Raw genomic sequence first — 26,697 nt, forward strand, 5'->3', positions numbered from 1 at the left:
AACGCATCGGCTCACTCATCAAAGGCTTCTCACCACAGGAATGTGCCAACTACCTCAAAAACTCAGGATATGCATCAACCTAATCACAGAATGCTCTAAGCCTGCCAGTCCTGCCCGTGATCGGGTAACAGTCATGAAAAAGGCCCGCATCGGGTGATGCGGGCCTTTTCCTGTCCGGATATGCACCGGGGGTCAGCGGCGCGGGGTCTGCTGGATGGCGGACAGCAGCCATGTGCCCGTCCCGGCCGAGCGGACGAATGTCCACAGTTCGGTCACGGTGGTGCGGTTGGTGGGATCGCCTTCAATCACGCGGCCCGTCATGTCGGTTGTGATGTCGATCATGGAATACTGCATGGCGACGGTGGCGTAATCGAAACCGTTTTCGCGCCAGCTTTCCACCAGGTCGCCGCGTTCAAACCGGATATCCGACACGACGTTGCGTGCGCCACGGCTGGCCAGATCGTTCAGCTGGCTGCTGAAATAGGACACCATTTCCGGCGTGGCCATGTGCTGCATGGCCCCGACATTCTGCTGGCTCCATGCCGTCTGGATATTGATCAGCGCCTGCTGGAAGGCCTGGTAATCCGCTGCCGTAATGGCGACGCCCACCGGCTGCTGGCCGCCTTGTGGCACAGGTCCCGCCCCCGGGCGCTGCATGCCAAACGGCACGGTGCTGCCGCCACTGCTGGCGCGGCCCGCGGCAAAACGGCGGATGGCCCAGCGGACGATGAAGAAGACCAGCGCCAACTGGATCAGCAGGCCAAGGAAGCCGCTGCCCCCCATGCCGGAACCGAACATGCCATGCCCGAACACCATGCCAAACAGGCCCGCGCCGATCAGGCCGCCCATAAAGCCACTCATGAACGGATGGCGGGGCCGCGCCATGGCCATGGCGCCTGCGCCAAACGGTGCCTGCGCACCATAGCCGGGCGTGGGCTGCGGGCGGGGCGTCATGGTGCGCTGGAATGGGGTCGCGCCAAACGGGGCGGTCTGTGATGGCGCGGGCGCGCTGTAGGTACGGGACCCGCGGCTGCCCATGGAGAAGCCACTACCCGCACGGGCGTCAGCCACATCGGGATGGGCCAGCAGCGGCAGCATGGCCAGCGCCGCGCTGGCAGCAAGGACGATGCTTTTACGCGGCATCTGGCGCGAGGAATTCTGTTTCATCTGGGTCAGGGTATCTGCAATCCTGTGTCGGAACCATCATTATCCTGTGACCGCGTTATTTCGGGCCACTTGTTACAGATATAGGTAAGCCCGCGCGTCCATAACAGGGGCAACGGGCTTACAGACACATGAAATCACGGAAAGGGTAAGAGACTGCTGGAAAAGTCGGTCCCGCAAGGCATCCCGTAACCATAAGAAAGTTTTTGGTGAAGCTTTTTCCCAAAAAACTCAGAGGCTATTTGAAAACAAATCATTGATAAAAAACAATAAAAGTTTTTGGGTGCCGCCTTTTTCTCAAAAAGGCGGCGTTCTTTCGAAGCTTTTGCAAAAAGCTTCACCAAAAACTTTTACTATTTTGTCAACGATCTGTTTTTCAAGCAGTCTTTGGCTTACGCACCCGCAATGACCATATCGTCGATACGGATGGTTGGCGCATTGGTGGACTGGCGGAAGGTCAGGTCACTGGCGGGCACCAGGCGGGCGAACATCTCATTCAGGTTGCCCGCGACCGTCAGTTCGGCCACCGGCTCGGCCAGCACGCCATCACGGATCATGAAGCCCGCCGCCCCCCGGCTGTAATCGCCGGTAATGCCGTTGATGGCCGATCCCATCATCTCGGTTATGTAGATCCCTTCCCTTATGTCCGCCATCAGGGCCGCGGGCGCAAGGCTGCCGGGCTGCATGAACATGTTGCCAAGCGACGGCGCGGGCGGCCCCGACGTACCCCGGCTGGCGCAGCCATTGGGCTTCAGCCCCAACTGCCGGGCGGAGCGGGAGTCGAGCGCCCATGTCTTTAGCACGCCATCTTCCACCAGCGTGCGGGTGGCGGTCAGCATGCCCTCGCCATCGAACGGGCGCGCGCCGGGGCCACGCACGCGGCGCGGGTCGTCAATGATGGTGATGCCGGCAGGCATGATGCGGCTGCCCATCTTTTCCTTGAGGAAGGAGGTGCCACGCGCGATGGCAATGCCGTTGATCGCGCCCGACAGGTGCCCCAGCAGGCTGGTGGACACGCGCGGGTCCAGCACGATGGCCATGCGTCCCGTGCGCGGGCGCACCGGGTTCAGGCGGGCGACGGTGCGTTCGCCCGCGCGGCGGCCGATCAGGCCGGCATCCTCAAGATCGGACAGGTGGACGGCGGAATGGTAGTCGTAATCGCGCTCCATCTTCGTGCCGCTGCCCGCAACAGCGCTGGCGGAGACGGAATGGCTGGTCCGTGCATACCGCCCCGAAAACCCGGCCGAGGTCATGAGGATGATGTCCGACAGCCCGAAGCTTGCGGACGCGCCATTGCTGTTGGTAATGCCCGTGACCGCCAGCGCCGCTTCCTCCGCCACGCGCGCGCGCGCGACCAGGTCGGCGGTGGGGATTTCGGTCGGGTCGAACAGGTCCAGCCCGGTGGCGTCGGTAAAGGTGGTGGCGGCCTCGGCGCATAGTCCGGCAAAGCGGTCCTCGGGCACCACGCGGGCCATGGCGACGGCGCGTTCGGCCAGCGTATCAAAGCGGGCAGGGTCCAGCGCCGTGGCCGAGACGATGGCCGAACGCTGCCCCACGAATACCCGCAGGCCAAGGTCGCAGGTTTCGGAGCGTTCAAGGTCCTCGGTCTGCCCGTTGCGCACCTGCGCGCCGTGGGCCACGCGGGTGACATAGATGGCATCCGCCGCATCGGCCCCGGCCGCGCGGGCGCGGGTGATGAGGGTGGCGATCAGGTCGAGTGGGTCGGTACTCATGCTGCCAGCGCCCCGGTAATGCTGTCGAGGGAGGGAATATGGCTGACCGGCCCGAGGGAGGCGAGGGTCGGCCTGCCGCTGAAGATGCGCGTTGCGACGCGCTGCACGTCGGTGATCGTGACGGCGTCGATCCGGCGCACGGTTTCCGCCGTCGGGATCAGGCGGCCGAAGACCTGTAGCTGCCGGGCAAGCTGTTCACACCGGCTGCCGGTGCTTTCCAGCGACATGAGCAGCGAGGATTTGAGCTGTGCGCGCGCGCGCGCCAGTTCGGCGTCCGTCACCGTATGGCGGACCTTGCGCAGTTCCTCCAGCGTTACGGGGACAAGGTCGGCCACCTGTGCCTCCCCCGTGCCGGCATAGATGCCGAACAGCCCGCCCTGGCGGAAGGGCGCGTTGAAGGAATAGACGGAATAGACCAGCCCCCGCTTTTCCCGGATTTCCTGGAACAGCCGCGATGACATGCCCCCACCCAGCAGCGTGGACAGCAGCAGCGCCGGGTAATAGTCCGGGTCGCCATAGGGCATGGACGGAAAACCCAGCACGATATGGGCCTGATCCAGTTCGCGTTCGCGGGTAAAGGCGCCGCCCACGTAATTGACGGCGGGCTGTGGCGGGACGGCGCCGGTGGGCAGGTCGGCGAAATGCTGCTGCACCAGGTCCACCACGCGGGCGTGCTCAAGGTTGCCCGCCGCCGCGATGATGGTGTTGCCCGCCCGGTAATGGGTGTTCATGTAATTGACCAGCGTGGCCCGCGACATGGTCTGGATGCCCGCTTCCGTGCCCAGCGTGGGGCGGCCCATCGGCTGGTCGGGAAAGGCGGTTTCCTGAAAATGGTCGAACACGATGTCATCGGGGGTATCGTTCGCCTGCCCGATTTCCTGCAAGATCACGCCGCGTTCACGCTCCAGCTCGTCCGGGGCAAGGGTGCTGTGGGTCAGGATGTCCCCGATGATGTCGGCCCCCAGCGCCAGGTTTTCCTTCAGCAGCTTGACGTAATAGGCCGTGTTCTCACGCGCGGTGTAGGCGTTGATATGCCCGCCCACGTTCTCGATTTCCTCGGCGATGCCCACGGCGGTGCGGGTGCTGGTCCCCTTGAACGCCATGTGTTCCAGAAAGTGGGACACCCCGTTTTCGGGCGCGGTTTCGTTGCAGGTGCCCGCGGCGACATACGCCCCGAGGGACACGGTCTCCACCCTGTCCATCCGTTCGGTCACGATGGTCAGGCCGGAATCCAGTCGGGTCACATTGATCAGGTCGGTCATGCTGGTCCTGCGGGTGGCGTGGCGCATCATGGCCCCACGCCGCCCCTTGCTTGCGTAAGATGGAAAAAGGAAAGGGGCGGGATCAGCCTGCCTTGCTGTTGGACAGGACCGCCGCGCGCACCCTGTCCTCGATCACGCCCAGATCGGCTGGCACCACGCTGTACCGCTCGGGCCGGTCATACAGGTCGGCCAGCGACGCGGGCAGGGCGGGGCGGATGCCGGTCGCCAGTTCCATCGCATCGGGGAACTTGGCGGGATGGGCGGTGGACATGGCCACCATGGGAATTCCCGGTTCGCGGAAGGTGCGGCCCGCGGCGATGCCGATGGCGGTATGCGGGTCGGCAAGGTAGTGGCTGCGGGTATTCAGCGTGCGGATTTCCGCCTCCGTCGCGGCGTCATCCAGCGAAATGCCGTGGAACAGCGCATTGGCGCGGTCCCAGACCGGGGTGGACACCTTCATCACGCCGGTCTTGCGGAAATCGGTCATGATGCGCGCGCACTCGGTTGCGTTGCGGTCCAGCAGTTCGAACAGCAGGCGTTCGAAGTTGGACGAGACCTGAATGTCCATCGATGGCGACAGGCTGGGCACCACGCCGTGGATGCTCATGTCGTTTTCGTTCAGGAAGCGCGAGAGGATGTCGTTGCGGTTGGAGCCGACGCACAGCGCGCGGATGGGCAGGCCCATGCGGCGGGCGACCCATGCCGCCAGCACGTTGCCGAAATTGCCCGTGGGCACGGCGAACGAGACCTCGCGGTCCGGCGCGCCCAGCGCCAGTGCGGCATAGACATAATACGGCACCTGGGCCGCGATCCGTGCCCAGTTGATGGAATTGACCGCGGACAGGTGCATGTCGGTGCGGAAGGGCGCATCGGCGAACATTGCCTTGACCAGGTCCTGGCAGTCGTCAAACGTGCCCTGCACCGCAAGGTTGGTCACGTTGGGTTCCAGCACGGTGGTCATCTGCCGGCGTTGCACCTCCGACGTGCGGCCCTCGGGGTGCAGGATCACCACGTCCAGGCGCTTGCGGCCCCGGCATGCCTCGATCGCGGCCGACCCGGTATCGCCCGAGGTCGCGCCCACGATGGTGACCCTCTCGTCACGTTCGTTCAGCACATGGTCGAACAGGCGGCCAAGCAGCTGCATGGCCATGTCCTTGAACGCCAGCGTCGGCCCGTGGAACAGTTCCTGCACGAACAGCCCGTCTTCCACCTGTGTCAGCGGCACGATGGCCGGGTGGTCGAATCGGCTGTAGGCGTCACGGCACAGCTTCAGCAGCACGTCATGCGTGATCGAGCCTTCGGCAAAGGGGGCGATGATGCGGGCCGCAAGCTCGGGATAGGGAAGGCCACGGAGGTCACGCCACTGGGCCACCGACAGTTCGGGCCAGCTTTCGGGCAGGTACAGGCCACCGTCCTCTGCCAGCCCCGCCAGCAGAACGGACGAAAAATCGCGGACGGGGGCGTTCCCCCGGGTAGAAATATAGCGCATTGCACCATCATAATCCCAACCGCCCCCCGCGCGAAGGGGGCGGATGCGGCGCGCGATGCAATTCCGCGCGGGGTGTGTCAGAATTTCGGCGGTGGCAGGCTGCCGATATTGATGCGGTAGATATGTACCGGCCATTCGATGGCGTTGTGACCGCCATTCAGCGGGGCGGTGCGGTCAAGCTGGGACGCGGGCACGTAAAGCTGCCCGTCCTTTGTCGCGAACGACCCGCCGGGCCAGTGCAGGCGTGGGTCGGTCACGATTTTCTGGTAAACCCGGTCGGGCATCAGGCGGAAGATGCTGCCGGTGGAGACATCATTGAAATACAGCGTGCCATCCGGCCCGACCGTGATGCCGCCCAGCGGTGGCGTCTTGTACCACAGGGTGGGGCCTTCCTCCAGTTCGATGGGGGTGACCTTGGGGTCCACCAGCAGGTCGGTATCCAGCTTGTACACGGGGCCGCAGAGTGGTTCGAAATACAGCCACTGGCCATCGGCGCTTATGTCCATTTGGCTGATATTGATGATGGCGGTATGGCCTGCGGGGTTGGTCGCCACCTTGCCATCAACCGTAATGGGCTGGTGGGCGGTCAGCGCCGGGGTATGCTCCATCAGGCGGCGCTGGGTGTTGGTGTCCAGCCTGACCACGATCATGGCCGGGACGCCGGAATCCCCGATGAAGGCATGCCCGCGCGCAACACGCATGGTGGCGGCATAGCTGCCCGCGCGCAGCATGCCGGGATTGAGGGGCCATGTCTGCATAACCTGCCCGGTATGGCTGTCGATCTTCACGATCTTGGGGCCACCTTCCACCGGCCTGCCCGCCGGGTCGGGCTGCCCGCTGTCGAGCACCCACAGCGTGCCATCGGGCTGGAGCTGGATATCGGACGGGGCCACCAGCCGGTTTGCCGCGAGTGTCGCAGGGTCGTTCCATGAACTGTCGGGATAGGGATGGGGTGTGGTGTCCCCGTCCACCAGCGCCAGCCCCGGGCCGGTATTGCCCGCCCAGCGCGGCAGTTCCACCAGCAGCCGCCCGTCGGGCAGCACGACCACCCGGTCCCATGCGGCGGTTGAGGAGGACGCCACCTCCTCCAGCGCCGCGGGCGGGTTGAGCGGCGGCGCGGGCTTAGCGGCATGGGCGGCGTCGGCCGCGCCCAGCAGGCACGTGCCGCAGGCAAGGAGGAAACCCGCGGAGCGCAGGTGGCGGATGGCAGATGGGGATTTCGCGTACATCGCGCGTTATCTCGTCACGAACCGCGGCGATTGGCAAGGGGGACATGCGGCATGTCCGCCCTGTCGTGCTGGACTGTTCTGGGAAGGCAGCCTGCCGGGAAAGTTTTTGGTGAAGCTTTTCTTATTCCTTATCGATTGGTTATGCCAGTGCACAGTACCGCTGTCGCAGGTGACGCAGGTATGGCCCCGTATTGGGCACGGCCCCCGTGGCGTCGCGCACGATCTCACTGGTGGCGGCTCCGCTGCCACGGGCATGGATGCGCGGGCGCAGCCACGCCAGCAGGGGGGTGAAATCACCCCGTCCGATGGCGGGCATGATGGTGGGATCGTCACGCTCCGCCGCCTCGCGCAGTTGCGCCGCGATGACGGCGCCCAGCGTATAGGTGGGGAAATACCCCCATGCGCCTGATGGCCAGTGGATATCCTGCAGGCAGCCCAGCCGGTCCTCGGGCACCTTCAGGCCCAGCAGGTCATGGATGCGGGCGTTGAAGGCTTCCGGCAGGTCCGGCAGCTTCATTTTCCCCGCGATCAGCGCGGTTTCCATTTCGTAGCGCACCAGGATATGCGCGGGGTACGTGACCTCATCGGCATCCACGCGGATGAAGCCGGGGCGCACGCGGGTGACAAGGCGGTGCAGGTTGTCCGCATCCCATGCCGGGTCGCTCTCCATCCCCCCGAACGCACCGCGCAGGCGCGGGGCCATCCAGTCCATGAAGGGCTGTGACCGCGCGACCTGCATTTCCATAAGCAGGGACTGGCTTTCATGCAGGCTCATGCCGCGTGCCTCGCCCACCGGCTGGGCGCGCCATGCTTTTGGCAGGCCCTGTTCATACAGCGCGTGCCCGGTTTCATGCACGATGCCCATCAGCGCATTGATGCAGTCCTGTTCCTCGTACCGGGTGGTGATGCGCACATCATCCTCCGCCCCGCCACAGAAGGGGTGCAGGCTGACATCCAGCCGCCCGCGCTGCATGTCGAAGCCCAGCGCGCGCATGGTGTCATGCCCCAGTCGCGCCTGCGCTGGCACATCAAACGGGCCGGAAAGGGGAACGGTCGCGGGCAGGGTCGCCTGATGCGCCAGCGCCGTGCGGATCAGGTCTGGCAGCTCACTGGCCAGTTCGGCAAAGACCGGGTCGATATCCGCCTGCCGCGTACCCGCGTCATACTGGTCCAGCAGTGCGTCATAGGGCGAAAGGCCGAGGGCCTGCGCCTTGGCCGCCGCGATTTCGCGGGTCAGGGACAGCACGGTTTCCAGTTCCGGCAGCAGGCTGGCGAAATCGCTGTTCCGCCGCGCGGTGCGCCATGTCATTTCGCAACGCGAGGACGCGCGCGACATCGCCTCCACCAGGTCCGACGGCACGGCGGCGGCATGGGCATGCTGGCGGCGCATTTCATGCAGGTTGGCCTGCGCCATGGCGTCATCGGGGGCCTGCGCGCGGGCCAGCAGGTCGTCCATGTCCGGCGCGGTCATGAGTTCGTGCGACAGGACGGCGAGGGTCGCGATGCTTTCGGCGCGGCTGTCGCTCGCGCCCGTTGGCATCATGGTGTCCTTGTCCCAGCCGAGGATGCCCAGTGCATTGCGGATATGCCCCATGCGGGCGAAACGCTGCCGCAACGTATCATAGGCCTGCTGGCCGGCCGTGCCGGAGGGAGTGTTCATGCGGGTTCCTGACCGAAATTCTTAACGCTCTGTCGCGTATGGATAATGCAGGGGGAGTGTGCGGGAGCGTCCCCCGCCATGCAAGGGAAGGCCGGATGAGATGAACGCGAACAGCGCGGATGGGCACGATGCGGGCAGGCAGGACATTCTGGCGCGTGGTCATGCGGCCCTGCGCGCGGGGGATATGACCGCCGCGCGGGCGTGTTTCGCGACCCTGCGGGCATGCCGGGCGGATGATCCCGATGCCCTGCACGGCCTGGCCTGCGTGGCGCTGGCGGCGGGGCGGGCGGACCTGGCCATAGGTCTTGCGGGTCAGGCGGCGCGGCTTTCGCCACAGGGCGCCTTCCATGAAGTGCTGGCCCGCGCGCTGCTGGCGCGGGGGCATCGCGCAGCCGCGCAGGCCGCGATCCGGGCCGCATGCGTCTGCCAGCCCGATGACGTGCCTGTCCTGCTGGCCTGCGCCGAAATCATGGAGGCGACGGGGGATATATGGGCCGCGACAGAGGCTTACGGGCGCGCCGTGCGCCTGTCACCCGCGCCCGCCACGCGGGTGCGCAGGCTGCATGCCCGTTTCCTGTGGCGGCGGGGGCAGCGTGACGCCGCCATATGGCAGATGCGCGATGTGGCGCGCCGGGCACCGGACCCGGCCCCCATGCGCGAACTGGCCGAAATGCTGCTGGCGCACCAGCAGCCCGAACAGGCCGAGGATGTGTTGCGGGCCGTGCTGGCCCGCAGTCCCGATGACGGCGCGGCGCTGTCCCTGCTGGGCGCGCTTGTGTTCGCGCGTGGCCAGATGCGCCCAGCGGCGGCGGTGCTGGAACGCGCCATGGCGCATGACCCGACAGCGGAAACCTGCAACAACCTCGGCCTTGCCCGCATGGCGCTGGGGGATATGGCCGGGTCGGCACGCGCCCTTGCCGTGGCGATGGAGCTACGGCCCGATGATGCGCGCATTGCCCTGAACCATGCGACCGGCCTGTTCGAAGGCGGCAGCGTGGCGCAGGCCAGTACCGCATATGAAACCATACTGGCCCGCGATCCGCCGCCCGATCGCGATACGCGGGCACGGGCGCGGTTCAACCTTGGTGTCGCCCGCCTGGCGCAGGGAAGGCTGCGGCAGGGGTGGGCGCTGTGGGAATCCCGGCTGGGCTTCCTGCCCGCGCATCCATCCGCCAGCCGCCTGCCGCGATGGGATGGGCGTGCGCTGCCTGCGGGCAGGGCGCTGCTGGTGCATATGGCGGGGCAGGGGCTGGGGGATGCTGTCCATTTCCTGCGTTACGTGATCCTTGCGGCCGGGCGGGTGCCGGTCGCGCTGGACGTGCCGGTTCCCCTGCGGCGGCTGGCGGCCACGTTGGGGCGGGGCGCATCATATCCCATAAAAATTATCACACGTAATATAGATGATAATACGGACGCCGCTGCGCAATGTGACCTGTTCAGCCTGCCGCACCTGCTGGACGCGGACAGCGTACCGCCCTTCAGGCCGTATCTGGGTGAAGGCCCATGGCGGCGGCCCGGCGGGCGGCAGGGGCCATTACGGGTTGGCCTGTGCCATGCGGGTAACGCCGCCTATCGCTTTGACGCGCGGCGTTCCGTCGCGGTGCACGACCTGTCGGGACTGGGGGCAATGGTCGGGATTGAATTCGTTTCCCTGCGGCCCAAGGGGGCGGATGGGGTGGACCCGGCCTTTGTCCGGCACGAACTGCCAGATAGCGCGGACCTGCTGGATACCGCACGCCTGATCGCGACGCTGGACCTGGTCATCAGCGTGGATACGCTGTCAGCCCATCTGGCCGGGGCCATGGGGTGCCCGGTCTGGCTGCTGTGCCGTTTCGGGGGGGACTGGCGGTGGTCAGCGGCGTTTGACCGGCCTGCGCCGGCACATGGGCCGGTGTCTGGCCTGTCGCCAATGGCAAATGGCATGCCGGGCGATGCGCCACCTGTCTTACGGTCCGCCAGCCAGTGGTATCCAACCCTGCGCCTGTTCCGTCAGGCCAGCCTGTTGCCCCCGCAACAGGCATGGACACAGGTTATGATGGACCTGTGCGCCGCCCTGCGGGCATGGCAGCAGGAAAGGAAGCAGGGATGATGTATTGAAAGGTTCTTGGGTGTCGCCCTTTTGCGAAAAAGCTTCACCGAAAACTTTCTTGGAGACTGTTTGAAAATAACTCGTTGATAAAAAACAATAAAAGTTTTTGGGTGCTGCCTTTTTTCAAAAAGGCGGCGTTCTTTCGAAGCTTTTGCAAAAAGCTTCACCAAAAACGTCTTTTAATTTTAAAGCGTTATCATGAACTGACTTTTCAAAAAGCCTCTCCGGGCACACCGCCCGTTTTGGAAACAGGGGGCACCCGGAAACTTTTATTTCTTTTTGTCAATGGATTGACGTGATCTGTCAGATCGTAATGGATTCCAGTTCAGACGACCGGCGCTGGGCTGCGGCCTCCGCTTCCTGCAGGCCCGCCAGCAGGGTGGCGCGGATGCGGTCAAGGCGGCCCTTGTCGGTGATTTTCAGCCCGAACAGGTCCTTGACGTAGAAAACGTCCACGGCCCGCACGCCATAGGTGGTGATGTGGGCCGATGCGATCTGCAGTTTCTGCTCGCTCAGCGCCGCCGTCACGTCATGCAGCAGGCCGGGGCGGTCACGGCCGTTTATTTCCACCACCGTGCAGGTGTTCGATGCGCGGTTGTCGATCACCACGCGCGGCGGCACGTGGATGGCGCGCATGCGGCGGCCACTCAGCCTGCGGCCGCACTGGGCAATTTCGCGGTTGATGTTGATGCGGCCCGTCAGCGCCTGTTCCACCAGCAGCGACAGGCGGGCAAGCTGCTGCGGTTCCTCGAACGCGGCGCCGCCCGCATCCTGGATCCACAATGTATCCAGCGCCATGCCGTTGGTCATGGTGTGGATGCGCGCATCCACGATCGAGGCCCCGGCAATGGCCACCGCCCCCGCGATCTTGGAAAACAGGCCCGGATGGTCGGCGGCGTAAATCGTGACCTCGGTCACGCCGCGCGCGGGCAGGGGCTGGGTTTCCACCGTCAGCGGCGAATGCATGCGTTCCGATTCGCTGATCAGCCGGGCATGGCGGGCATGGGTGTCATGGTCGAACGACAGCCAGTAACTGCCATAGCCCAGCCCCATGAAATGCTGGACATCGGCTTCGTTCATGCCGTCTTCCACCAACCACTGGGCGGTCGCCCCCTTGGCGCGTTCCACGCGCACGTCGCGTTCGGTGGTGGCCAGGCTGCCTTCCAGCACCTCGGCCACGCGCATGTACAGCTCGTTCAGCAGCGTCGCCTTCCACGCATTCCACACGCGCGGACCCACCGCGCGCATGTCCACGATGGTCAGCAGCAGCAGCAGCCGCAGGCGTTCGGGCGACTGGATGATGTCGGCCAGGTCAAGGATGGTCTTGGGGTCGTCAATGTCGCGCTGGAAGGCCGTATGGCTGAGCAGCAGGTGATGCAGCACCAGCCACGAGACCGTTTCCGTCTCCTCGCTGTCCATGCCCAGTTCGGGGCAGACATACAGCGCGATCTGCGATCCGATTTCCGAATGGTCGCCGCCGCGCCCCTTGGCGATGTCATGCAGCATGACCGCGACATACAGCGCCCGGCGCGAATGCAGGTTGCGCGCAAGGTCATAGGCGATGGGGATCTCATCGGCCATCTGCCCGTGTTCCACCCGGCCAAGGATGCGCAGCGCGTCGATGATGTGCTCGTCAACCGTGAACACATGGTACGTGTCGAACTGCATCTGCCCCACAACACGGGACCAGTCGGGCAGCAGGCGGCCCATGAGGCCGGTTTCATTGAGGATATGCAGCCAGTAGGCATTTCCCTTCCGCCGCCCTTCATCCATCAGGTGGAAGCTGGGGGAGGCATCGGGCTGTTCGGCAACCTCGCCACGCGGCGCGCGCTGCGGGCGGTCGGGCGGGTCACCGCACATGAGGTCGAGGAAGATGCGCGCGGTTTCCGGGTCGCCACGCAGGCTGGCCGCCTTGCGCTCCCAGCGGATCAACTGGTGCATGGCCATGGGGTGGATGGGCAGCTTGCGCTTCTTGGCCCAGTCCAGCAGGCGCATCATCTGGATGGGTTCATCCTCGAACGACGTGCCGCGCTGGGGCAGGATGCGGCCATCGAGTACGGTAAAGCCCGCGTCGCGCATCTGGCTGTCGGCTTCGGGCGCGTTGGCCACGGGGCCAAGCGCCTGCCGCAGCACGGCGGGTTCCAGCACCAGCGTCAGGCGCATGACCTCGCGCACGGTCAGGAAGTAGTGGCGCATGAACCGTTCCACGCCCACCTGCCGCCCGTGGCGGGTATAGCCCATGCGGCCACCCACGACCGGCTGCACGTCGAATGTCAGGCGTTCTTCCGCCCGGCCCGATACGTAATGCAGGTGGAAACGCACCCGCCACAGGAAGTCCCACGCCCGGCGCGCGCGCTTGGCCTCGGGTTCGGTTAGCAACCCCAGTTCGCTGAAGCCGGGGGCCAGCAGGTCGGAGACATGGCGCGTGCCGAAGGTGTAGCGGCACATCCAGTACAGCGTCTGCAGGTCGCGCAGGCCGCCACGGCCTTCCTTTATGTTGGGTTCCACCAGATAGGGGCTGTCGCCAAAACGGTGGTGGCGGGCGGCGCGCTCCTTGCGCTTGTCGGTAATGAAGCGGTCGGCGCCCGCGCGCACGCAGGCCACGATGTAGCGGGCCTGGAACATGGAAAACAGCGATTCGCTGCCGGTCAGGGCGCGGGCGTCCAGCAGGGTGGTCCGCACGGTGGTGTCGGCTTCCGCCTCGGCGATGCATTCGTTGATGGTGCGGGTCGCATGCCCGACCTTCAGCCCCAGGTCCCACAGGAAATACAGGATGTATTCCACGCAGGCGCGCACGTCCCTGCCCTGTCCCTCCGGCGCATCGGGGATCAGGAACAGCAGGTCGATGTCACTGAACGGCGCCAGCAGCCCGCGCCCGTACCCGCCGGTCGCGGCAATGGCGAAGGGGGCCTCAGGGTGCGAATCGATGCCCGTCTGCTGCATGGCGAAGCTGGCCAGCACGCGGATCATGCCATCGGTATAGGCGGCCAGCAGCTTGCCTGCCTCGGCCCCGCCCAAGCGGTGATGCTCGAATTCCTCGCGCACATGGGCCTGGTAGCGCGACAGGTGGCGGCGGACCAGGCCTATGGCGTCCTCCCGCGGCAGGGTGCGTGCATCGCCCCCGCCATTCCCGGACGGGAACAGGGCGGAATGGAGGGCGTTTGTCATGGCCTCGACCGAAGCGGAGGCGGAAAGGGGGGCGGCGTTCGACATCGTGGTCAGATGGCGTCCTGTATATGACGGTAAAGATCCGGGATGGAGTGTGCCGCCCCTGATGGGGTCAGGTCCAGAGCCGTATCAGGGTTTCAGCAGTTTTTTGAGTTTATACAACATTTCCAGCGCCGTGCGCGGGCTTAACGCATCGGGGTCCAGTTCCGTGACCAGTGCCATCGCGGCGGGGGGCAGGGCGGGCGCCGCCGGTGCGTCCGGTTCATCGGTGGCGGCCTGTTCAAACAGCGGCAGGGGCGGGGCCTGGCGGCCGCGTTCCTTTTCCAGCATGGACAGCAGGCGGCCCGCGCGGCGCACCACGGGTTCGGGCACGCCCGCCAGGCGCGCGACATGCACGCCCCAGCTGCGGCGGGCGGAACCGGGTACGACTTCATGCTGGAAAATGACCTGTCCCTTCCATTCGCGCACGCTCATGGTGTGGGGGGACAGGCGGGGCATGCTGTCCGCCAGTTCGGCCAGTTCATGGAAATGCGTTGCGAATATCGCACGGCAGCGCAGCGTGGAATGCAGGGTTTCCAGCACCGCCCACGCAATCGCCAGACCATCCAGCGTGGAGGTGCCGCGCCCGATTTCATCCACCACCACCAGCGACCGGGGGCCGGCCTGGTTCAGGATGGCGGCGGTCTCGGTCATTTCCACCATGAAGGTGGACCGCCCGCGCGCCAGGTCGTCGGATGCGCCCACGCGTGAAAACAGCCGGTCCACCACGCCGATGCGCATGGACTGGGCCGCGACCGGCAGCCCCGCCTGCGCCAGTATGACCGCCAGCGCCGTCTGCCGCAGGAAGGTGGACTTGCCCGCCATGTTGGGGCCGGTCAGCAGCATGACGCGGTGATCGGGTTCAAGGTCGCAGTCATTGGGGGTGAAGCGCGCGTTCCGGGGCAGGGCGGCTTCCACCACCGGGTGGCGGCCCGCGCGGATGACAAACGACGTATCCATGCCCACAGCGGGGCAGCACCACATGCCGCCACCGGCCAGCACGGCGCAGGACTGCGCGATGTCGATGCACGACAGGGCGGCGGCCATGTCCGGCAGGGCGGTTTCGTCCAGTATCCGCGCCACGACCTGCGTAAACAGGTGGCGTTCGCGCAGGCCCGCGTTTTCGGCCGCCTGCGCGATCTGCTGGTCAAGGCTGACCAGCCGTTCGGTTGAAAAGCGGCTGGCGCTGGCGGTGCCCTGCCGCATGATCAGGTCCTCGCGCCCGCGCAGGCGCGCGCTGGCGGCGGCAGGCACCTCGATCACATAGCCAAGCTGGGCATGGTGGCGGATCTTGAGGTTGGAGATACCGAATTCCTCGGCATATTCCTGTTGCATGGCGGCGATGATGCGCCTGCTGCCATCGCGCAGTTCGCGCTGGGCATCCAGTTCCGCGTCATAGCCACTGGCGATGATGCCGCCATCATCCATGCGCGCGGGCGGGTTTTCGCTCAGCGCGCGGGCCAGCAGGTCCTGTAGGTCATGCGCGCGGTCAAGGTGGCGTGCCGCCTGTTCCATGATGGGGGGCAGGGTGTCGTGCCGGTTCAGGATCGCCCCGATTTCACGCGCGACCCCCAGGCCCAGGCGGATGGCCACCGCGTCACGCGGCTGCCCGCGCCCCAGCGACAGCCGGCCCAGCGCGCGCGCCATGTCGGGGGCGGCGCGCAGGCAGGCGCGCAGGTCATCGCGTATCCCCGGCTTGTCCAGCAGCCAGCCCCACCCCGCCTGCCTGCGGGCAATGCGTTCGGGGTCGGTCAGGGGGGCTGCGATCCAGTCCGCCAGCATCCGGCTGCCTGCGGCGGTGACGGTGCGCGACACGGCGGCGAACAGGGTGTGTTCGGTCTCGCCATCGCGCGTGCGCAGCAGGTCGAGGCTGGCGCGGGTGGCGGGATCAAGGCCAAGGATGTCGCTGCTGTCGCTGGGGCGGGGATGCGACAGGCGCGGCAACTGGCCCGCCTGGCTACGGCGGATGTAGTCGATGGCCGCAGCCGCCGCCATGGCTTCAGCGTCGCTGAAGGTGCCAAAGGCATCAGGGCTGGCCACGCCAAAGGCCTCGGCCATGCGCTGGCGGGCGGCATCCGCGCTGGCGGGCGGGACGATGGGGGTGCGGCGGCCCGCGAAATCACCCAGTTCCACATTGTCCGCGCACAGGATTTCCGCCGGGTCCAGACGGCCCAGCAGGTCGTTGAGGTCACGCGCGGGGACGGCAGCGGTTTCAAACAGGCCGGTGGAGATGTCGATCCACGCCAGCCCCGGATCGCCGGCGTCGCGCCCGGTGGGGCAGGCAATGGCGGCCAGCAGGTTCTGCCGTCCCGCCTCCAGCAGTTCGTCTTCCGTCAGCGTGCCCGGCGTGATCAGGCGCACGACCTCGCGCCGTAGTGGCCCCTTGGATGCGGGGCGTCCCTTGCGGGGCTGTTCGGTCTGTTCGGCCACCGATACGCGGAACCCGCGCCGGATCAGCCGCGCAAGGTAGGCCTGCGCCGCATGCACGGGCACCCCGCACATGGCGATGGGTTCGCCCCCATGCGTGCCGCGCGCGGTCAGCGAGATGTCCAGCGCCGCCGCCGCCGCTTCCGCGTCGTTGAAAAACAGTTCGTAGAAATCCCCCATCCTGAAGAACAGCAGGGCGTCGGGATGTTCGGCTTTGAGCGCAAACCACTGCGCCATGGCGGGGGTCGCGCCTTCGGGGGATGGGAATGTCATGTCTGGTGTCTAGCGGCGGGGTGGAGGATTCGCCAGTGCGGATTTCATCGCTACCCAGTCTAGGCCGCGCGGTTGCGGCGCAGCCTGCGGCTGATCGCGGCCATGGCCTGGCGCATGTCCGCAATCCCCAGCGCCTGCAGCCCCAGCAGGTAGGTGCCGACACCCAGCGTGACCATCCCGCCTACATCCACGATCCGCATGACCGGACCCGCCTGCATGGCATGGCCCAGCGGGGTGTAGCCCAGCCCGACCAGTCCCATCGCCATCGCTACCGCGCATGCCGTCATGCCCGCCAGCTGCCGCACCAGCGTCGGGTCGGGCACCAGCGCGCCGCGCCGCAGCAGCAGCAATGCCAGCACGCCCGCATTGACCATCGCCGCAAGGCTGCTGGCCAGTGGCGGGCCGATATGGGCCAGCCAGTGCATGAAGCTTATGTTCAGGATGAAGTTCAGCACCAGCGTGCCCAGGCCCACCAGCACCGGCGTGCGTGTATCCCCCCGCGCGAAGAACCCCGGCGAGAGCACCTTGACCAGCACGAAGGCGGGCAGCCCCAGCGCGTAGGCCCGCAGCGACTGTGCCGACAGCACCGCGTCATGCGCCGAAAAATGCCCATGCCCGAACAGCGCCATCATGACCGGGGCCGCAATGACCAGCAGCCCCGCCGCCGCGGGCAGCGTCAGGATCAGGGCGTAGGAAATGGCCCGGTTCTGGATATGGTGCGCCCCGTCGAGGTCATCCGCCGCAAGGTGCCGCGTCAGCACCGGCAGCAGCGTGGTGCCCGCCGCAGCACCCAGCACGCCCAGCGGCAGCTGGTTCACCCGGTCGGCGAAATACATGAGCGAGACACTGCCCGCCGGCAGCAGGGTGGCGATGATGGTATCGACCAGGAAGTTGATCTGCGTGATGCCGCTGCCCACCAGCCCCACCCCCATGCGCGCCAGCAGCGTGCGGATGCGTGGTGTCAGGCACGGCGTGACAAGGCGCAGGCGCATGCCCGCGCGGCGGGCGGCGTATAGCAGGATGCCGAACTGCACCACGCCCGACGCGGTCACCCCCCATGCGGCGGCATGGGCCACGTCACCCGTAAACGGGGGCAGGACAAGGATGGCGGCAATGCCGATGACGTTGAAGCTGACATAGGCCGCCGCCGCCACGCCAAAATGGTGCATGCCGTTCAGCACGCCCGAAACCAGCGCCGCGCCGCAGATCATCAGCAGGTAGGGAAAGGTGACGCGGCTGAGCGATATGGCCAGCGTGTCCCGCACGTCGCCATGCGTGAAGCCCGGCGCGATCAGGCGCAGCACGCCGGGCATGAAGATTTCCCCCAGCACCGTCAGCACAAGCAGCCATGACAGCAGCACGCTCATCGTCTCGCTGGCGAACTGGCGGGCGGTGTCTTTCCCCTCGCGTTCCAGCAGGGCGGAAAACAGCGGCACGAAGGCGGCGTTCAGCGCGCCCTCGCCAAACAGGCGGCGGAACATGTTGGGCAGGCGGAAGGCGATCTGGTAGGCGTCCTGCGCCGCCCCCGTGCCCAGCAGGGCCGCAAGCAGCTGGTCGCGCACCAGCCCCAGCACACGGCTGATCATGGTCCAGCCGCTGACGGTCAGGAACCCTCTCAGCATCGTGTCAGCATGGCGCGCGCGGGCATGAAGGGGGCATCAGTGATCCATCACCGCCCGTTCGACCGCCATGCGCACGCGCCGCGATTCGGGCGACGTGACGCAGGTGAACCAGTCGGCCAGCTGCCCGTCGCGCCCGATCAGGTATTTGTAGAAATTCCAGCGCGGCAGCGACAGGAACCCGCCTTCGCGTGCCAGCCACCGGAACAGCGGGATCGCCTGCGGCCCCTTCACATGGCTCTTGGCGGCCAGGGGAAAGGTGACGTTGTAGTTGCGCTGGCAAAATGTGGTGATCTGTTCGGGCGTGCCCGGTTCCTGGTTGCCGAAATCGCTGGACGGCACGCCAATCACCATCAGGTCATGGCTGCGCCATGTGGTCCACAGGCTCTGCAACCCTTCATATTGCGGGGTAAAGCCGCATTTGGACGCCGTATTGGCGATCAGGATCGGCTTGCCCCGCAGTTTGGACAGGTCAATGTCGGGACCATTCAGGGCAGGCAGGGCAAAATCATAGATCGTGGTCATTGGGATGCTCGGTTTCGTAAGCGCGCCGGAAAAACCGGATTGCCGGGTCGCATGGCGGGGGTCAAGTCGCCTGTTTGCAGATGTGGGATGTGGCGTGGGGTCCGTTCAGGCAAATTCATGTCCGACCGGGCGCGAGAGCAGTAGCTGGCTGGCGTCGTCCATGTCGATCGTGCCCGCCAGCAGGCTGGTGGCGGTGGCGATGACCGGCGTGCTGACGCCATGCTGGCGGGCAAGCTGCAGCAGCGCGGGCGCGGTGGCCCGGCCTTCGGCAACGCCTTCCAGCGCATCCGCCGCCTGCTGCGCCGGTGTGCCCTGGCCAATCGCCAGGCCAAGGCGGTAATTGCGTGACGCGGCCCCCGTGCAGGTCAGCAGCAGGTCCCCGATTCCCGCAAGGCCAGACAGTGTCTCGGGCCGCCCCCCCAGCGCGTGGGACAGGCGCGACAGTTCGGCAATGCTGCGGGTAATCAGGGCCGCGCGGGCGTTTTCGCCCAGTTTCGCCCCGATGGTCGCACCCGCCGCGATGGCGATCACGTTCTTGGCCGCCCCGCCCAGTTGCACGCCCGTCGGGTCGTCGCTGGCATATAGCCGGAAGGCCGGCGTGGTCAGCAGGTCCGCAAGCCTGCGGGCCTGCGTGCGGTCCGCGCTGGCCAGCACGGCGGCGGCGGGCAGACCGGCCGCGACTTCATGCGCGAAATTGGGGCCGGACAGCACGCCCAGCACGCTGTGGGGGAACAGCTCCCCCAGCACCTGTAGCGGCATGAGGCCGGTCGCCTGTTCGATCCCCTTGCAGCACGCAATCAGCGGCGCGCAGGGTGGCACGGTACTGGCGGTGGCGCGCAGGTGCTGCATGGGGCAGGCCAGCAGGATCAGGTCGGCCTGGCGTGGCATGGCGTCGGTTACGGTAATGCCGGGTGGCAGGGCGTAGCCGGGCAGGCGGGGCATGACGCGGCCTGCGGACATGGCGGCCGGATTGCGCGCCCACAGGCTGACTTCGGCGCCCGCGCGCGCGGCCTGCAGCGCCAGCGCCGTCCCCCATGCGCCTGCGCCGATAACGGCAATCCGTGCGGTATGGGTCATCCGTCTGTTCCCCGAAAGTTATGCGCCGTATCCGGCATTTTTGTTGTTTGCTTATCAGCCTGCTAACAAAACGGCGTGCAAATCATAAAGAAGTTTTTGGTGAAGCTTTTTTCAAAAAGCTCCTGGGGAACGCCGCCTTTCTGAAATAAAGACGACCCCGGAAAACTTTTATAATTTCCTGTCAAAGGGTTACGTTCAGGCATCCGCCGTCATGCGCTGCGCCATGTCCGACAGCGGCCAGCGCGGGCGCGGGCGCATGGCGATGTCATCGGGTATGGACAGGCCAAGGGCCACACGGGCGCGCATGGTCTCGATCGCGGCCCATGCCACCATGACCGCATTATCGGTACACAGCCGCAGCGGCGGGGCGGCGAAGGGCAGACCATGCGCCGTGGCGAATTCCCGCAATCGTGCGCGCAGGACGCCATTGGCGGCCACCCCGCCCGCTACGACCAGCGTGGTCGGGCGCTGGTCCATCATGTCCAGCGCATGGCCAAGGCGGTCGATCACGATGTCGCTGACCGCCTGCTGGAAGCTTGCGGCGATATCGGCGGCCTGCTGCCGGGGCAGGGCGGCGCGGACTTCCGTAGGCAGTTTCTGCGCCACGGCGGTCTTGAGGCCGGAGAAGGAAAAATCGCATCCCGCCCGCCCCATCAGCGGGCGCGGCAGGGGCACTGCATGCGGGTCGCCCTCACGCGCCAGCCGTTCCACCGCAGGCCCGCCGGGCCAGCCAAGGCCCAGCATCTTGGCCACCTTGTCGAACGCCTCGCCCGCTGCATCGTCGATCGTGCCGCCCAGCCTGCGGTAATGGCCGACCCCTTCCACCGCGATGCACTGGCAGTGCCCGCCCGATACCAGCAGCAGGAGGTAGGGAAACGGCGCGCCATTGCTGGCGACACCGGGCAGGCGCGCGGTCAGGGCGTGGGCCTCGATATGGTTGACGGCAATGAAGGGCCTGTCCAGCGCGATGGCCATGCCCTTGCCCATGTCGGCCCCCACGATCAGCCCGCCGATCAGCCCCGGCCCGCAGCTTGCGGCGACCGCACCCAGTTCATGGGGCTGCATGCCGGCTGCGCGCAGCGTGTCGCGCACCAGTGCTGGCAGCGCGCCAAGATGGGCGCGGGCGGCGATTTCGGGCACGACCCCGCCAAATGGCACATGGCCGGATTGCGATAATGTCGTTTCTGCCAGGATACGGCCGCCTGTCGTAACGATCGCGCAGGCGGTGTCATCGCACGAAGATTCAATGGCCATAACGGGTGTTGGCAGGTCGGGGCATGTCGGTTCGGTATGGGGCATGGCGTAATTTACAATCCGGATGTGCCGAATGTCATCTTTCCTTTATCGCGGTGCGGTAATAGACACGCGCTATGGAGTCCGCAAAGCCATCAGCCCCGTTTCCATCGTCCGCGCTACAGAAAGTCGCGGCCGAGGCCGCTGCACGCCAGCGAAAGGAAGCCACACATCCCGAACCCCACCGCCGGCAGTTGCCGCTGAAGGTCGGGACGCGCGCTTCCCCGCTGGCGCTGGTGCAGACACGGGCGTTCCTGACGCTGCTGACCCGTTTCTGTCCCGTGCTGCGCGACATGGGCGCGTTCCAGGAACACCAGATCAGCACCACGGGCGACCAGGTGCAGAACCGCAAGCTGGCGGAAATTGGCGGCAAGGGCCTGTTCGCCAAGGAAATCCATGACGCGCTGCTGGATGGCCGGATCGATTTCGCCGTCCACAGCCTGAAGGATCTCGAGACCACGCTGCCGCCGGGGCTGGTCCTGGCCTGCACCCTCAAGCGCGAGGACGCGCGCGACGTGCTGATCCTTGGCCCGGGCTGTGGCGAACCTGACCCGGCCGACCCGTATGCGGTCCTGCCGGAGGGGGCGCTGGTGGGGTGTGCCTCCGTCCGGCGTCAGGCGCAGATGCTGCATGTGCGGCCCGACCTGAGATTCGGCCTGCTGCGCGGCAATGTGCAGACGCGGCTGGACAAGCTGGCGGCGCGGCAGTGCGATGCGACGCTGCTGGCCTATGCCGGGCTGCGGCGCCTGGGCATGGAAGACCGGGCCGACGTGATCCTTGACCCCACCATCATGGTGCCCGCGGCGGGGCAGGGGATTGTCGGGGTCACGGTGCGGGAAAGCGATGTCGAACTGCGTGAACTGCTGTCCGCGATCGAGGATTACGAAGCCCGCGCCGTCGCCACGGCCGAACGCGCGCTGCTGGCGGAACTGGACGGGTCGTGCCGCACGCCGATTGGTGGCTATGCCCGCCTGATCCCGGTCGTGGCCGGTGGCGCACCGGAACTGCACCTGACCGGCCTTGTCGCGCGTGAGGACGGGAGCTTCCTGCTCAAGCGTTCGATCAGCGGCGCGCCGGCCGATGCGGCGCGTCTGGGCCGTGACCTTGGCCGCAGCCTGCGTGCCGACAGTCCCGCTGATATTTTTGTTGAACAGAAGTAACGATTCCATCCTGCCCGCCCCCCGCGCGGGGGTGATCGTAACCCGCCCGCCGCCGGGGCTTGCCCCCACCATGGCGGCGGTGGCGGCGCGGGGGCTGCGTCCCATCGCCGCCCCCATGCTGCTTGTCAGCCAACGCGGCCTTTCCCTCGGCGCATTCCGCCCGGACGCCATCGTCCTGACCAGCGGGCAGGCTGTGGGCAGCCTGGCCGACCCGCAACTGCATGACATTCCCTGCTACGTGGTGGGGGCGGCGACCGCACGGCGTGCCCGTGCGGCGGGATTTGCCCGCGTCACGGCCGCATCCGGCACGGCGGATGACCTGACGGTGCTGCTGCATTCCGCCCTGCCGCCCGCATCCCGGCTGCTGCTGGCGGTCGGGCAGGGGTATGGGCGGGAAATGGCGGCAGCACTGCGCGGGCAGGGATACCGGGTGCTGCGGCGCTGCGTTTACGCCGTGCGCCCGGCAACAGACCTGCCATCCGATGCCGTCGCGGCCCTGCGCGCGGGGCAGGTGGGGGCGGTGGTGTTCTATTCCACCCGAACGGCGGAAGCCTTCATCGCGGCCCTGACGCCTGCGCTTGCGCCCCTGCTGGCGGGGGTGGCGGCCATCGCCATGTCAGATGGGGTGGCGGCTGTCCTTGGCGCGGGCGCGCGCTGGCGTGTCATACGTGTGGCCGCCCGCCCGGATCAGGACGCCATGCTGGACTGCCTGCCCCATGATGTCGCCTGAAATTGCGTTGTCCCGGAAATGAATAAAGGCCGGGAGCCTATGACCCCGGCCTGTTCAATACGCTAATCCGGAAACAATCCCTGATATTACGCGTGGCCCGGCGTCTGGTCGAACGAGTTACGCTTGGCCTGCCACAGCGCCACGAAGTCGATCGGCTGCAGCACCACGGGCGGGAACCCGCCATCGCGCGTGACTTCGCTCAGGATGTTGCGCACATACGGGAAGATCAGGCGCGGCACTTCCACCAGCAGGATCGGCTCGACCAGTTCGGCGGGCGGGTTGTTCAGTGTCGCGATCGCGGCATAGGACAACTCGGCAATGAAGACCGGTCGGCCGGCGGGGCCACCTTCCTGCTGCGGGGCTTCGCTGGCTTCGGCCTTTACGGTCAGGACGACCTCGAACACCGGCTGTTCCTGTTCAAGGCGGTTGGCCTGTACGTCGATATTGACCGAAATCTGCGGGTTCGTGCGCAGGGTTGCGAAGATTTCCGCGCCGGCGGGCACTTCAAACGAAAGGTCCTTGATATACTGCAGGTTGATCGCCAGCGGCAGCGCCGGGGGGGCGCTCTGGCCGTTTTCAGGGGTGGGCGGCTGAGTCGTGTCGGACATGCTTGTCTGTATTCCCCAGGGATATGCGGAAAAAAGAAATGAATACCGTGTTCTCTGGCCGTAGCATGGGTCCGCGGGGGATGCCATACCAGCTGTCGGAATTTTAACGGTCCTTGCGCATTGTGCTGGCTCCGGGCGTTGCCTATGTTGGTGCGCAGGGTAATCTGGGCAGGGTGCCCGCCTGCATTATGGACGCGCGGCATGAATTTTTCTTTTGGTCATTTTCCGCTGGATCTGATTGTTCTGGGGCTGGTGGCTGTATTCCTAGTTCTGCGACTGCGCAGCATCCTTGGCCGCCGGGTTGGCGCGGAACCGGCCCCGCGTCCCGTGGCGCCGCCGTCCATGGCCGCGAATGTGGTGGAACAGAAGCCCGAACCGCCGCCGCCCGCCATTACCTATGACATTCCCGCCCCCGATACGCGGGTGGGGGGCGTGCTGGCCCGTATCGGGGTACTCCAGCCCGGTTTCACCCCGCAGGATTTTGCAAAGGGGACCGAGGGCGCTTTCCGCCAGATCGTCGGCGCGTATGCGGCGGGGGACCTGAACGTGCTGCGCCAGCGGTTGACGGCGGCGACATTCACGGCCTTCGAGGCCGCGATCCAGTCCCGCCAGCAGGCGGGCGAAGTCCTGCGCAGCGAAATCAGGGACATTACCGATATCGCCATCATCGGCGCCGATATTGACGAGACGGCCGGCCCCAACCCGCTGGCCCGGATCGAGGTGCGGATCGTGTCCGACCAGGTCAGCCTGACCGTGGACAGCAACGGCCAGCCCGTGGCCGGTGTGGATGCCGTGACGGAGTTTTCGGACCTGTGGACGTTCGAGCGCCTGCTGGGCGTAAACGCCGATGGCGCGGGCTGGCGCCTTGGGGCCAGCCGCAGCGCATAGGCCCGCGTGCCATAATTTATCGATAAATCCGTGATCAGTCTGTGTGCATGAAAGTAATGAAGCGTATGGCGCCATTGTGCGCCGTTTTCGTCCTGTGCGGATGTCATGTCGGGGAAGGCCCCGATCTGGGCGCACCCCAGCCCCCGGTCGGGCGCCATCATAAATCCAGCCATTCCCGGCCCGTCTCCTTCGATGCCCTGCAGGGGTGGAAGGATGACGCGCTGGAAGACGCCCTGCCGGTTTTCCTGCAGGACTGCCACAAGATCGGCAGCCTGCCTGCTGACAGCGCCCTGGGCGGGGCGGGCATAACATATGCCGGCCGGCAGGTCGGTGACTGGCAGGCCGCCTGTAACGCCGCACGCGACGTGCCCACCGGCGACCGCGCGGCCGCGCGGGCGTTTTTTGAACAGTGGTTCGTGCCCTATGTCCTGCCGGTCGGCAAGCGGACGGACGGCACGCTGTTCACCGGGTATTATGAACCTGAAATCCGTGGTTCCCTGCGCCGTGGCGGCATTTACCAGACCCCGGTCTATCGCCGCCCGCCCGATCTGGTGCGCGAACGCGACGGGCAGGACAGGATCGTGACGGGCCGCAGCCAGGATGGGCAGGTCGTGCCGTACTGGACCCGCGCGCAGATTGACCAGGGCGAGCTTGCGCATAAAAAGCTCGAACTGCTGTGGCTGGCGGACCCGGTTGACCTGTTCTTCCTGCAGTTGCAGGGCGCGGGCCGGGTGCGCCTGCCCGATGACAGGGTGATCCGCCTTGGCTTTGATGGCCTGAATGGCCAGCCTTACGTGCCGTTGGGCCGCGTGATGGTGGCGCAGGGCCTGCTGCGCGCCGAGGACGTGAGCATGGCGTCCATCCGTGGCTGGCTGGAGGCGAATCCGGACAAGGCCACGGATATGATGGAACAGAACCCCAATTATGTCTTTTTCCGCGAACTGGACCAGGGCGACACGCAGGCCGGTGCGCCGGGCGCGCTGGGCGTGCCACTGACGCCGGACCGTTCCGTGGCGGTGGACCGGGATTTCATCCCGCTCGGCAGCCCGGTATGGGTGCAGGCGCAGGTTCCGCAGGATGGGCATCCCGTGACATGGAACCGGCTTGATTTCGCGCAGGACCTGGGCACGGACATCAAGGGGCCTGACCGCGCCGACCTGTATATGGGCTGGGGTCCGGAAGCGGCGCAGGCTGCGGGCAACCTGCGTTCGACGGGACAGATGGTCGTGCTGGTGCCCCGTGGCGCCGAAGCGGCAAAATAAGATATACCGGCCCAAACACCAGATCCGCACGGGCGGAGTGAAGAGCGTAGTAGATCAATGACAGGGCGACCCCGCGCGGGGCAGGCTTGCGCACCCGAAAACCGCCTGCCGCGGACCGTCCGCCATGCCGAAGGGCCGCACCTGCTGGTGCGGGGCGACTGCATCCGGGCCATGCGCCGCATGGAACCCGACAGCGTGGACGTGGTCGTGACCTCGCCGCCATACAATATCGGCCTGAAATACCGCACCTACCGCGACCGGCTGGAAGAAGATGGCTATCTGGACTGGATGGTTGATGTCGCGCGCCAGGTGCGGCGCGTCATGCGCCCCGATGGGTCGTTCTTCCTTAATGTTGCCGGGTCATCGGCGCAGCCATGGCTGCCGTTTGAGCTGATGGTCCGGCTGCGCGAGCTGTTCGTGCTCCAGAACCACATCACATGGGTCAAGTCGATCTCGGTGGGGACGGAAACGCATGGGCATTTCAAGCCGGTCAACAGCCACCGTTACCTCAACCGCAATCACGAACACCTGTTCCACCTGACGCGCACGGGCGATGTCGGGCTGAACCGGCTGGATATCGGCGTGCCTTACATGGACAAGTCCAATATCGCACGCCGGGGCCACCGGCAGGACCGGCGCTGCCGGGGCGATACATGGTTCATCCCGTATGAAACCGTGCAGGGCAAGGCGCAGAAATTCCACCATCCCGGCACATTTCCCGTGCTGCTGCCGCAGATGTGCATCCGCCTGCATGGCAAGGCGGCACCCGTGGTGCTGGACCCGTTCATGGGCACCGGCACCACGCTGGTCGCCGCCGTGCGCGAAGGGGGGCAGGGCATCGGAATCGACCTTGACACCATCTATGTCAATGTCGCGCGGCAAAGGGTACGGCAGGCCATGGAGGCGCAGGTGGATGGCGCGGCCGGGACGGGTGATCGAAAACCTTGATGGTTTTCATTTAAACGATTATTTTGACAAATAATCCCTGAATCGGCCAGAAAC

The 26,697-nt window shown here is 66.2% G+C and carries 19 protein-coding genes; 6 read left to right on the forward strand and 13 right to left on the reverse strand.

All coding sequences use genetic code 11. The features are described from left to right. Positions 1-192: 192 nt before the first annotated feature. From CFR76_RS07875 to CFR76_RS07905, 6 genes are all read right to left on the reverse strand, one after another. A complete protein-coding gene (locus tag CFR76_RS07875; RefSeq protein WP_110556639.1) occupies positions 193-1,167 on the reverse strand; it encodes a Tim44 domain-containing protein in 975 nt (324 codons plus the stop codon). A 389-nt stretch (positions 1,168-1,556) separates the two neighbouring features. Continuing rightward, on the reverse strand, positions 1,557-2,897 hold the full coding sequence (locus CFR76_RS07885; RefSeq protein ID WP_110556641.1) for a TldD/PmbA family protein: 1,341 nt from the start codon (positions 2,895-2,897) through the stop codon (positions 1,557-1,559). Then, positions 2,894-4,159, reverse strand: a complete 1,266-nt coding sequence (locus CFR76_RS07890; protein ID WP_110556735.1) for a M16 family metallopeptidase — start codon at positions 4,157-4,159, stop codon at positions 2,894-2,896. The genes CFR76_RS07885 and CFR76_RS07890 overlap by 4 nt, the downstream gene beginning before the upstream one ends. 82 nt (positions 4,160-4,241) lie before the next feature. After that, positions 4,242-5,648, reverse strand: a complete 1,407-nt coding sequence (gene thrC, locus CFR76_RS07895; protein WP_110556642.1) for a threonine synthase — start codon at positions 5,646-5,648, stop codon at positions 4,242-4,244. Between the two features lie 77 nt (positions 5,649-5,725). Further along, the gene (locus CFR76_RS07900; RefSeq protein ID WP_110556643.1) at positions 5,726-6,877 is read right to left on the reverse strand and encodes an L-dopachrome tautomerase-related protein; all 1,152 of its coding nucleotides are present in this window, start codon (positions 6,875-6,877) and stop codon (positions 5,726-5,728) included. A gap of 139 nt (positions 6,878-7,016) precedes the next feature. Next, on the reverse strand, positions 7,017-8,537 hold the full coding sequence (locus tag CFR76_RS07905; protein ID WP_110556644.1) for a carboxypeptidase M32: 1,521 nt from the start codon (positions 8,535-8,537) through the stop codon (positions 7,017-7,019). A gap of 100 nt (positions 8,538-8,637) precedes the next feature. On the opposite strand from CFR76_RS07905, the gene CFR76_RS07910 reads away from it, so the two are divergent. Continuing rightward, positions 8,638-10,626 carry a tetratricopeptide repeat protein gene (locus CFR76_RS07910; protein WP_110556645.1) on the forward strand — a complete coding sequence of 663 codons (1,989 nt, stop codon included), beginning with the start codon at positions 8,638-8,640 and terminating at the stop codon, positions 10,624-10,626. A 303-nt stretch (positions 10,627-10,929) separates the two neighbouring features. Here CFR76_RS07910 and CFR76_RS07920 read toward each other — a convergent pair whose 3' ends face one another. The 6 genes from CFR76_RS07920 to tsaD form a co-directional block, all read right to left on the reverse strand. Beyond that, a complete protein-coding gene (locus CFR76_RS07920) occupies positions 10,930-13,839 on the reverse strand; it encodes a [protein-PII] uridylyltransferase (RefSeq protein WP_110556647.1) in 2,910 nt (969 codons plus the stop codon). A gap of 84 nt (positions 13,840-13,923) precedes the next feature. Next, positions 13,924-16,533 (reverse strand): DNA mismatch repair protein MutS, encoded by a 2,610-nt coding sequence (gene mutS / locus CFR76_RS07925; protein WP_110556648.1) that lies wholly within the window; start codon positions 16,531-16,533, stop codon positions 13,924-13,926. A gap of 59 nt (positions 16,534-16,592) precedes the next feature. Continuing rightward, positions 16,593-18,155 (reverse strand): murein biosynthesis integral membrane protein MurJ, encoded by a 1,563-nt coding sequence (murJ, locus tag CFR76_RS07930; RefSeq protein WP_110556649.1) that lies wholly within the window; start codon positions 18,153-18,155, stop codon positions 16,593-16,595. Between the two features lie 36 nt (positions 18,156-18,191). Continuing rightward, complete coding sequence (locus tag CFR76_RS07935; protein ID WP_110556650.1) at positions 18,192-18,677, reverse strand: glutathione peroxidase; 486 nt, start codon at positions 18,675-18,677, stop codon at positions 18,192-18,194. Between the two features lie 105 nt (positions 18,678-18,782). Then, the gene (locus CFR76_RS07940; protein ID WP_110556651.1) at positions 18,783-19,754 is read right to left on the reverse strand and encodes an NAD(P)H-dependent glycerol-3-phosphate dehydrogenase; all 972 of its coding nucleotides are present in this window, start codon (positions 19,752-19,754) and stop codon (positions 18,783-18,785) included. 195 nt (positions 19,755-19,949) lie between these two features. Beyond that, the gene (gene tsaD, locus CFR76_RS07945; RefSeq protein WP_110556652.1) at positions 19,950-21,053 is read right to left on the reverse strand and encodes a tRNA (adenosine(37)-N6)-threonylcarbamoyltransferase complex transferase subunit TsaD; all 1,104 of its coding nucleotides are present in this window, start codon (positions 21,051-21,053) and stop codon (positions 19,950-19,952) included. Between the two features lie 71 nt (positions 21,054-21,124). On the opposite strand from tsaD, the gene hemC reads away from it, so the two are divergent. Both hemC and CFR76_RS07955 read left to right on the forward strand, forming a co-directional pair. Continuing rightward, complete coding sequence (gene hemC, locus CFR76_RS07950; protein ID WP_110556653.1) at positions 21,125-22,207, forward strand: hydroxymethylbilane synthase; 1,083 nt, start codon at positions 21,125-21,127, stop codon at positions 22,205-22,207. Beyond that, on the forward strand, positions 22,194-22,937 hold the full coding sequence (locus CFR76_RS07955) for a uroporphyrinogen-III synthase (RefSeq protein ID WP_244191833.1): 744 nt from the start codon (positions 22,194-22,196) through the stop codon (positions 22,935-22,937). Before hemC ends, CFR76_RS07955 begins: the two co-directional genes overlap by 14 nt. Positions 22,938-23,023: 86 nt before the next feature. Here the strand turns inward: CFR76_RS07955 and secB are convergent, their stop codons facing one another. Beyond that, positions 23,024-23,545 carry a protein-export chaperone SecB gene (gene secB / locus CFR76_RS07960; protein ID WP_025437627.1) on the reverse strand — a complete coding sequence of 174 codons (522 nt, stop codon included), beginning with the start codon at positions 23,543-23,545 and terminating at the stop codon, positions 23,024-23,026. A gap of 201 nt (positions 23,546-23,746) precedes the next feature. Here secB and CFR76_RS07965 point away from each other — a divergent pair, with 201 nt between their 5' ends. Genes CFR76_RS07965 through CFR76_RS07975 form a run of 3 tightly spaced genes read left to right on the forward strand, consistent with a single transcriptional unit; the run spans position 23,747 to position 26,643 of the window. Then, positions 23,747-24,433: a Tim44/TimA family putative adaptor protein gene (locus CFR76_RS07965; RefSeq protein ID WP_110556655.1), complete on the forward strand. Its 687-nt coding sequence runs from the start codon at positions 23,747-23,749 to the stop codon at positions 24,431-24,433. 56 nt (positions 24,434-24,489) lie between these two features. Beyond that, positions 24,490-25,695, forward strand: a complete 1,206-nt coding sequence (gene mltA, locus CFR76_RS07970) for a murein transglycosylase A (protein ID WP_110556656.1) — start codon at positions 24,490-24,492, stop codon at positions 25,693-25,695. A 57-nt stretch (positions 25,696-25,752) separates the two neighbouring features. After that, positions 25,753-26,643 (forward strand): DNA-methyltransferase, encoded by an 891-nt coding sequence (locus tag CFR76_RS07975; RefSeq protein WP_110556657.1) that lies wholly within the window; start codon positions 25,753-25,755, stop codon positions 26,641-26,643. Positions 26,644-26,697 lie beyond the last annotated feature (54 nt).

It is taken from the genome of Komagataeibacter swingsii (assembly GCF_003207895.1).
In the GTDB taxonomy this organism is placed as follows: Bacteria; Pseudomonadota; Alphaproteobacteria; order Acetobacterales; family Acetobacteraceae; genus Komagataeibacter; species Komagataeibacter swingsii.

Bases quoted from the DNA above. Each gene is read 5' to 3' on its own strand.
- CFR76_RS07875 (WP_110556639.1), bottom strand. From the start codon at position 1,167: ATGAAACAGAATTCCTCGCGCCAGATGCCGCGTAAAAGCATCGTCCTT.
- CFR76_RS07965 (WP_110556655.1), top strand. From the start codon at position 23,747: ATGAATTTTTCTTTTGGTCATTTTCCGCTGGATCTGATTGTTCTGGGG.
- CFR76_RS07935 (WP_110556650.1), bottom strand. From the start codon at position 18,677: ATGACCACGATCTATGATTTTGCCCTGCCTGCCCTGAATGGTCCCGAC.
- CFR76_RS07920 (WP_110556647.1), bottom strand. From the start codon at position 13,839: ATGTCGAACGCCGCCCCCCTTTCCGCCTCCGCTTCGGTCGAGGCCATG.
- CFR76_RS07905 (WP_110556644.1), bottom strand. From the start codon at position 8,537: ATGAACACTCCCTCCGGCACGGCCGGCCAGCAGGCCTATGATACGTTG.
- mltA (WP_110556656.1), top strand. From the start codon at position 24,490: ATGAAGCGTATGGCGCCATTGTGCGCCGTTTTCGTCCTGTGCGGATGT.
- tsaD (WP_110556652.1), bottom strand. From the start codon at position 21,053: ATGCCCCATACCGAACCGACATGCCCCGACCTGCCAACACCCGTTATG.
- CFR76_RS07910 (WP_110556645.1), top strand. From the start codon at position 8,638: ATGAACGCGAACAGCGCGGATGGGCACGATGCGGGCAGGCAGGACATT.
- thrC (WP_110556642.1), bottom strand. From the start codon at position 5,648: ATGCGCTATATTTCTACCCGGGGGAACGCCCCCGTCCGCGATTTTTCG.
- secB (WP_025437627.1), bottom strand. From the start codon at position 23,545: ATGTCCGACACGACTCAGCCGCCCACCCCTGAAAACGGCCAGAGCGCC.
- hemC (WP_110556653.1), top strand. From the start codon at position 21,125: ATGGAGTCCGCAAAGCCATCAGCCCCGTTTCCATCGTCCGCGCTACAG.
- CFR76_RS07940 (WP_110556651.1), bottom strand. From the start codon at position 19,754: ATGACCCATACCGCACGGATTGCCGTTATCGGCGCAGGCGCATGGGGG.
- CFR76_RS07975 (WP_110556657.1), top strand. From the start codon at position 25,753: ATGACAGGGCGACCCCGCGCGGGGCAGGCTTGCGCACCCGAAAACCGC.
- CFR76_RS07885 (WP_110556641.1), bottom strand. From the start codon at position 2,897: ATGAGTACCGACCCACTCGACCTGATCGCCACCCTCATCACCCGCGCC.
- CFR76_RS07900 (WP_110556643.1), bottom strand. From the start codon at position 6,877: ATGTACGCGAAATCCCCATCTGCCATCCGCCACCTGCGCTCCGCGGGT.
- CFR76_RS07890 (WP_110556735.1), bottom strand. From the start codon at position 4,159: ATGACCGACCTGATCAATGTGACCCGACTGGATTCCGGCCTGACCATC.
- mutS (WP_110556648.1), bottom strand. From the start codon at position 16,533: ATGACATTCCCATCCCCCGAAGGCGCGACCCCCGCCATGGCGCAGTGG.
- murJ (WP_110556649.1), bottom strand. From the start codon at position 18,155: ATGCTGAGAGGGTTCCTGACCGTCAGCGGCTGGACCATGATCAGCCGT.